5 protein-coding genes and 2 tRNA genes are annotated in these 6,537 nt (G+C 55.3%); 2 read left to right on the plus strand and 5 right to left on the minus strand.

Annotation, left to right across the window (positions count from 1 at the left end; translation table 11 throughout):
• The 5 genes from glnA to G392_RS0108015 form a co-directional block, all read right to left on the minus strand.
• Entirely contained in the window at positions 1 to 1,419 is a 1,419-nt protein-coding gene (glnA, locus tag G392_RS0107995; protein WP_027009827.1) for a type I glutamate--ammonia ligase, read from the minus strand.
• 441 nt (positions 1,420 to 1,860) lie between these two features.
• A complete protein-coding gene (locus G392_RS13650) occupies positions 1,861 to 2,031 on the minus strand; it encodes a hypothetical protein (protein ID WP_156900854.1) in 171 nt (56 codons plus the stop codon).
• A gap of 22 nt (positions 2,032 to 2,053) precedes the next feature.
• On the minus strand, positions 2,054 to 2,482 hold the full coding sequence (locus tag G392_RS12490) for an META domain-containing protein (RefSeq protein ID WP_051255644.1): 429 nt from the start codon (positions 2,480 to 2,482) through the stop codon (positions 2,054 to 2,056).
• A gap of 171 nt (positions 2,483 to 2,653) precedes the next feature.
• Positions 2,654 to 2,730 (minus strand) — tRNA-Asp (locus G392_RS0108010).
• A gap of 34 nt (positions 2,731 to 2,764) precedes the next feature.
• A tRNA-Val gene (locus tag G392_RS0108015) sits at positions 2,765 to 2,840 on the minus strand.
• 206 nt (positions 2,841 to 3,046) lie between these two features.
• On the opposite strand from G392_RS0108015, the gene G392_RS0108020 reads away from it, so the two are divergent.
• Both G392_RS0108020 and G392_RS0108025 read left to right on the plus strand, forming a co-directional pair.
• The gene (locus G392_RS0108020) at positions 3,047 to 4,231 is read left to right on the plus strand and encodes an efflux RND transporter periplasmic adaptor subunit (protein WP_027009828.1); all 1,185 of its coding nucleotides are present in this window, start codon (positions 3,047 to 3,049) and stop codon (positions 4,229 to 4,231) included.
• Between the two features lie 219 nt (positions 4,232 to 4,450).
• Positions 4,451 to 6,391: a MacB family efflux pump subunit gene (locus G392_RS0108025; RefSeq protein ID WP_027009829.1), complete on the plus strand. Its 1,941-nt coding sequence runs from the start codon at positions 4,451 to 4,453 to the stop codon at positions 6,389 to 6,391.
• Positions 6,392 to 6,537: the final 146 nt, after the last annotated feature.

Raw genomic sequence — 6,537 nt, forward strand, 5'->3', positions numbered from 1 at the left:
TTACAGCGAATAATACATCTCAAACTCCAAAGGATGCGGCGCCATACGCATGCGCTTCACATCTTCGGATTTGAAGGCGATGTAGCTGTCAATCCAGTCTTTGCTGAACACGCCGCCGCGCAACAAAAATTCGTGGTCGGCTTTGAGCGCGTCCAACGCCTCTTCCAGCGAAGCGCACACGGTCGGCACCAGCGCGTCTTCTTCGGGCGGCAGGTCGTACAGGTTTTTGTCGGCGGGGTCGCCGGGGTGGATTTTGTTTTGAATGCCGTCCAAGCCCGCCATCAGCAGCGCGGCAAAACACAAATACGGATTGGCGGTCGGGTCGGGGAAACGCGCCTCGATGCGCCGCGCCTTGCTGCTCGTGCAGGACGGAATGCGAATCGATGCGGAACGGTTTTTCGCCGAATACGCCAATTTGGTCGGCGCTTCAAAATGCGGCACCAAACGTTTGTAGGAATTGGTGGACGGATTACTGATGGCATTCAAGGCTTTGGCGTGTTTGATGATGCCGCCGATGTAATACAGCGCGGTTTCAGACAGCCCCGCATAACCTTCGCCCGCAAACAGGTTTTGTCCGTTTTTCCAAATGGATTGGTGAACGTGCATGCCGGAGCCGTTGTCGCCCATCAAAGGCTTGGGCATAAAGGTGGCGGTTTTGCCGAAATTGTGCGCCACATTCCAAATCACATATTTCATGTCTTGGGTTTGGTCGGCGCGTTTTAATAATGTGTTGAATTTCGTACCGATTTCCATTTGGCTGCCGGTGCCGACTTCAGCGTGGTGCACTTCCACCGGCACGCCGATTTCTTCCAACACGTTGACCATCGCCGAGCGCAAATCCTGTCCCGCGTCCACCGGCGCAACGGGCGCGTAACCGCCTTTCACCCGCGCACGGTGTCCGGTATTTTGTCCGTCCAAATGCTTGCCGCTCGCCCACGCGCCGCTTTCGGAGGTGATGGCGAAATGCGCGGCGTGCATTTGCGTGTCAAATGCCACGCCGTCAAACACGAAAAATTCCGGCTCGGGGCCGAAATAGGCGGTGTCGCCGATGCCGGACGATTTCAAATACGCTTCGGCGCGGCGGGCGATGGAACGCGGGTCGCGGTCGTAGCCCTTGCCTTCGGCGGGGTCAATCACATCGCAGGTAAGCACCAGCGTGGCATCGTCATAAAACGGGTCAATATAAGCCGTTTCGGGGTCGGGGCGGAGCTGCATATCGGAAGCCTGAATGCCTTTCCAGCCGCCGATGGACGAGCCGTCAAACATTTGTCCGTTTTCAAACCATTCTTCGGGGTCGTCCAGCACGGCGCGGGCGGGGACGGTGAAATGGTGTTGTTTGCCGGCGGTGTCGGTAAAACGCAAATCCACATAGCGGATTTCGTGTTCTTCTATCAGTTCAACAACTTTGTCGATGGACATGGTGGTTTGCTCCAAAAGCGGGAAAGTGAAAGGCGGATTTTGCCACAAAAACGGGGCAACGCGGGGAAAATGCGGCGGCGAATGAGGTTTCCGTGCCTGCTTGCAGGGGCGGGTCGGGGCGTGTCATTGTTTGACCGAAAAAACGCTGCGCCGTCATTCCCGCACAGGCGGGAATCCAAGTTTAAATTTCGGCAATCGGCTGTTGTATCCGAACGGATTGTAGATTTTTACTTGGATTCCCGCCTGCGCGGGAATGACGGCATTTTTTATATTCTACTGATTTTCAGTATAAAATTTAATTGATAACACGTCCTAGGGCGGGGGAAGAATGTTTGCCGTTCAAAGAAATGCCGTTGCGGAATGCGGCATGTTCTCCCACCCCAGCCCTCCCCCGCAAGCAGGGGCGGGAGAGAGCGTTTCAGGCAGCCTGAAAACAAGTTTTCACACGACATAAATCAAGAGATAAGAAAGACAAGCCAGCAGCCCAATCAACCATCTGGTTTGAAATTGTTGTTTCGGCGATGGCGGCTTGACCCAGCCGCGTTTGACCACAAACACGGGAACGGCAGCAGACAAAGCCATCAGCACGGAGAAATAAACGGTTTCATTCATTTTTCAGCCTTTCAAGCGGTTATCAATCCCAATCCTGCGCCACAAAACGCATCTCGCCCGCCGCGCCGCGCAAAATCAAATGATGCCCTTCCACGCGGTAGGCGTTCATCTGCGGCAGCAGACGGGCAAAACCGCCCTCCATCGCCGCCAAATCGGGACACGCCATGCGCGTGGAAGCGATGCCGCCGAAAGACACGCTACCGTCTGCCTGCGGTTTCGCTTCAAACATCAAACGGTTGCAGCCCAAATACGCGCCCGCGCGCGGCAGCTTGCGCCAATCCATCTGCGCTTGCGCGGCGGTGAGTTGCGCTTTGTTGAAACCGGGCATTGCGGTGAGCATCCACACGCGTTGCAGCGCGGCGGGATTGGCGGCGGTTTGCGGCGGATTTTTCGGCGCGGGCGCACACGCACACAGTGCCGCCACCGCACCTGTCAAAACAAGGTGTTTCACAATTCAGTCCTGTTGTCGGTTGTGGAAAAGCGCGATTGTGCGCCCGACCGGCATGGTTTGTCCATACCCCGAAAAAGCGCAAAAAAAGACCTTTCAGGAACGCCCTGAAAGGTTTTCAACTTCATTGAAAGGATTTTATGAATGAAAGGAGTACATGATGAAAAAAACGTTTGGCGCGGTGGACGGGGCTCGAACCCGCGACCACTGGCGTGACAGGCCAGTACTCTAACCAACTGAGCTACCACCGCAATTACCAACCAACGCCGACACAGTTCGGAAAAGTGGTGGGTGATGACGGAGTCGAACCGCCGACATTCTGCTTGTAAGGCAGACGCTCTACCAACTGAGCTAATCACCCTTAACGTTTCGCATGGCTGCATCAACGAAGCGCGTATTAAACCAAAAAAACTTTACACAGGCAAGACATTTATCGGCAAAATTTTACACACAGATACAAAATAATGTTTTTTATTGGATAATTTTTTGTTGCGGGCATGAGGAAATTTGATTCGGCTGCGGCTTTGGGCTAATATGGCGCGTTTTTCTTGTACCGATGCCGCCGTGATGAAAACCGCGTTCAAAATCCTGATAGCCCTTACCGTGATTGCCGCCGCCGCGTTTGGCGGACACCGCTATTTCACACCCGAAAACAAAATTGCCTACATCACCGAGCCGGTCAAGCGCGGCACGGTGCGCCAAACCGTGTCGGCGGTGGGCGAGCTGACCGCTTCGCAGTTGGTGGACGTGGGCGCACAGGCTTCGGGGCAGATTACCAAAATTTATGTGGCTATCGGCAGCACGGTGCAACAAGGCGATGTGATTGCCGAGATTGACAGCACCACCCAGCGCAACGCTTTGGCGAACCACCGCGCCAAGCTGGACACGCATCGGGCGCAGTTGGAATCGGCGCAAATCGCCCTGAAAACGGCGCAGCGCAAGTTTGACCGTTACCGCGCCTTGCAGCAGGCAGACGCGGTGTCGCGGGAAGAGTTGGAAAACACGGAAGACGCCCTTGCCGCCGCCAAAGCCAAAATCAAGGAACTGCATTCCGCCATCAAACAAACCGAAACCGCCATCAACACCGCCGAAGCCGATTTGGGCTACACCCGCATCACCGCGCCGATAAGCGGCACGGTGGTGTCGCTGGCGGCGGAAGCGGGTCAGACGGTAAACGCCAACAACAGCAGTCCCACCATCGCCCAAATCGCCGATTTGAGCGTGATGCTGAACAAAATGCAGATTGCCGAAGGCGATGCCACCAAAGTGAAAGCGGGACAAAAATTGAGTTTTACCATTTTGTCCGAACCCGATGCGCCGATTGAGGGCGTGTTGGAAAGCATGGATCCCGGTTTGACCGCTTTGTCCAAAGGCAGTTACAGCAAAAACGCCGATGGCGGCGACAGCGCGGTTTACTATTACGCCCGCGCTCTGATTGACAATCCCGAAGGCAAACTCGCCATCGGCATGACCACGCAAAACGAAATCCAAATCCAGAGCGCGGAAGATGTGTTGGTTGTCCCGAACATGACCGTGAAAACGCGGCAGGGCAAGGCGAGCGTGCGCGTGTTGGGCGCGGACGGCAAGGCTCAGGAACGCGAAGTGGAAACGGGTTTGAAAGACACGATGAATGTGGAAATCCGCAAGGGTTTGAAAGAAGGCGAGCAGGTGGTTGTGTCGGAAATGAGTGCGGACGAGCAGAGCGAGCAGGTCAATAAACGTCCGCAGCGCAACGGGCCGCCGATGCGTTAAAACGGAAATGCTGAATTTCGCCGTTCTGCCCGAGTGTGCCGTCATTCCCGCGCAGGCGGGAATCCAAGTAAAAATCTACAATCCGTTCGGATAAAACAGCCGATTGCCGAAATTTAAACTTGGATTCCCGCCTGCGCGGGAATGACGGCGCGGCAGATGATGTTCTGTTTTCAGGCAGCCTGAAAACGCCACGCCACTTTATTATAAAGAACCCCCGCCATGTCCCTTATCCAATGCCGCAACCTCAACCGCTACTTCGGCACGGGCGACAACCGCGTCCACATCTTGAAAAACATTAATTTGGACATTGCCAAAGGCGATTTTGTCGCCATCATCGGGCAATCCGGTTCGGGCAAATCCACGCTGATGAACATTCTGGGCTGTTTGGACGCGCCCACGTCCGGCTCCTACCGCATCGGCGGCGAAGAAACCGCCGACATGAACGCCGACCGCCTCGCCGCACTGCGCCGCAAACGCTTCGGCTTTATCTTCCAACGCTACAACCTGCTCGGCACGCTCACCGCCCGCGACAATGTTGCCCTGCCCGCCGTCTATGCGGGCGTGCCGCAGCAGCAACGCGCCCGCCGCGCCGACATGCTGTTGGCGAAACTGGGTTTGCAGGGCAAGGAAAACAACAAACCGTCCGAACTCTCCGGCGGACAGCAACAGCGCGTGTCCATCGCCCGCGCCCTGATGAACGGCGGCGAAATCATCTTTGCGGACGAACCGACAGGCGCGTTGGACTCGCAAAGCGGCGAAAACGTGCTGGACATTATCCGCCAACTCCATCGGGACGGGCATACCGTCATCATGGTCACCCACGACCCGCACATCGCCGCCCAAGCCAACCGCATCATTGAAATCCGCGATGGCGAAATCATCAGCGACCGCAGTCAAAATCCCGTCCCCAAACCCGCCGAACTGACCACGCTGCCTGAAAAACACGGCTGGACGTTTTTCAAAGACCAGTTTGCCGAAGCCTGCAAAATGTCGCTTCAGGCAGTCGCGGCGCACAAAATGCGTTCTTTATTGACCATGCTGGGGATTATCATCGGCATTGCGGCGGTGGTGTCGGTGGTGGCGTTGGGCAAAGGCACGCAGGAAAAAATCCTGAAAGACATCAGCGCGATGGGAACAAATACCATCGGCATTTATCCGGGCAAGGGCTTCGGCGACCGCAGCCGCCACCGCATCAAAACGCTTACCGTTGCCGACAGCGAAGCCATCGCCAAACAAAGCTACGTTGCCGCCACCACGCCCCTGATGCAAAATACCGGCACGCTCACCTTCCGCAACACCGATTTGTCCGCCACCCTCTACGGCGCGGGCGAACAGTATTTTGACGTGCGCGGCATTCAAGTGGCGCAAGGGCGCGGTTTTGACGCGGACGATGTGAAGCAACGCGCCCAAGTGGTTGTCATCGACCCGAACACGAGGAAAAAACTGTTTCCCGACAATGTGAATCCTTTGGGCAAAACGGTTTTGTTTAAAAAACGTCCGCTTACCGTTATCGGCATCACCGCCGAACAAAAAAGCGGTTTCGGCGGCGGTGACAATCTGCAAATGTGGTCGCCCTACACCACCGTGATGAGCCGCATCAGTGGCGACAAACACATCAACAACATTACCGTAAAAATCAAAGACGAAGTCAATTCGCAAGTGGCGGAAAAAAGCCTGACTGAACTTTTGACGGCGCGGCACGGCACGCAGGACTTTTTTATGAACAACAGCGACAGCATCAAACAGACGGTGGAAAGCGCCACCGGCGCAATGACGCTGCTGGTGTCGTCCATTGCTTTGATTTCATTGGTGGTGGGTGGCATCGGCGTAATGAACATCATGCTGGTGTCGGTAACGGAGCGCACCCGCGAAATCGGCGTGCGCATGGCGATTGGGGCGCGGCAGGGCAACATTATGCAGCAGTTTTTGATTGAATCGGTGTTGCTGTGTTTGTTGGGGGGATTTTTGGGGATTGCGCTGTCGTTTGGGGTGGGGGCGCTGTTTAACCGTTTTGTGGCGGAGGATTACAGCATGGCGTTTTCTACGGGGTCGATTGTGGGGGCGGTGTTGTGTTCCAGTTTTATCGGGGTGTTGTTCGGTTTTATTCCCGCCAAAAATGCGGCGAAACTGAATCCGATTGATGCGTTGGTGCATGATTGATATATTTCAAGCAATATTGAAAATGCATGGTGTGTTCCGCACACACCATGCTACGCTACCCAACCTTGTATCTTTCCAACAGTGAAATAAAAGCGCATTATTTCACAAAACGGCTGGGTGGGATATTGAACCCAACCTGAGTGCAC

This window comes from Conchiformibius kuhniae DSM 17694, from assembly GCF_000428785.1.
GTDB classification, from domain to species: Bacteria; Pseudomonadota; Gammaproteobacteria; order Burkholderiales; family Neisseriaceae; genus Conchiformibius; species Conchiformibius kuhniae.

Bases quoted from the DNA above. Each gene is read 5' to 3' on its own strand.
- glnA (WP_027009827.1), bottom strand. From the start codon at position 1,419: ATGTCCATCGACAAAGTTGTTGAACTGATAGAAGAACACGAAATCCGC.
- G392_RS13650 (WP_156900854.1), bottom strand. From the start codon at position 2,031: ATGAATGAAACCGTTTATTTCTCCGTGCTGATGGCTTTGTCTGCTGCC.
- G392_RS0108020 (WP_027009828.1), top strand. From the start codon at position 3,047: ATGAAAACCGCGTTCAAAATCCTGATAGCCCTTACCGTGATTGCCGCC.
- G392_RS0108025 (WP_027009829.1), top strand. From the start codon at position 4,451: ATGTCCCTTATCCAATGCCGCAACCTCAACCGCTACTTCGGCACGGGC.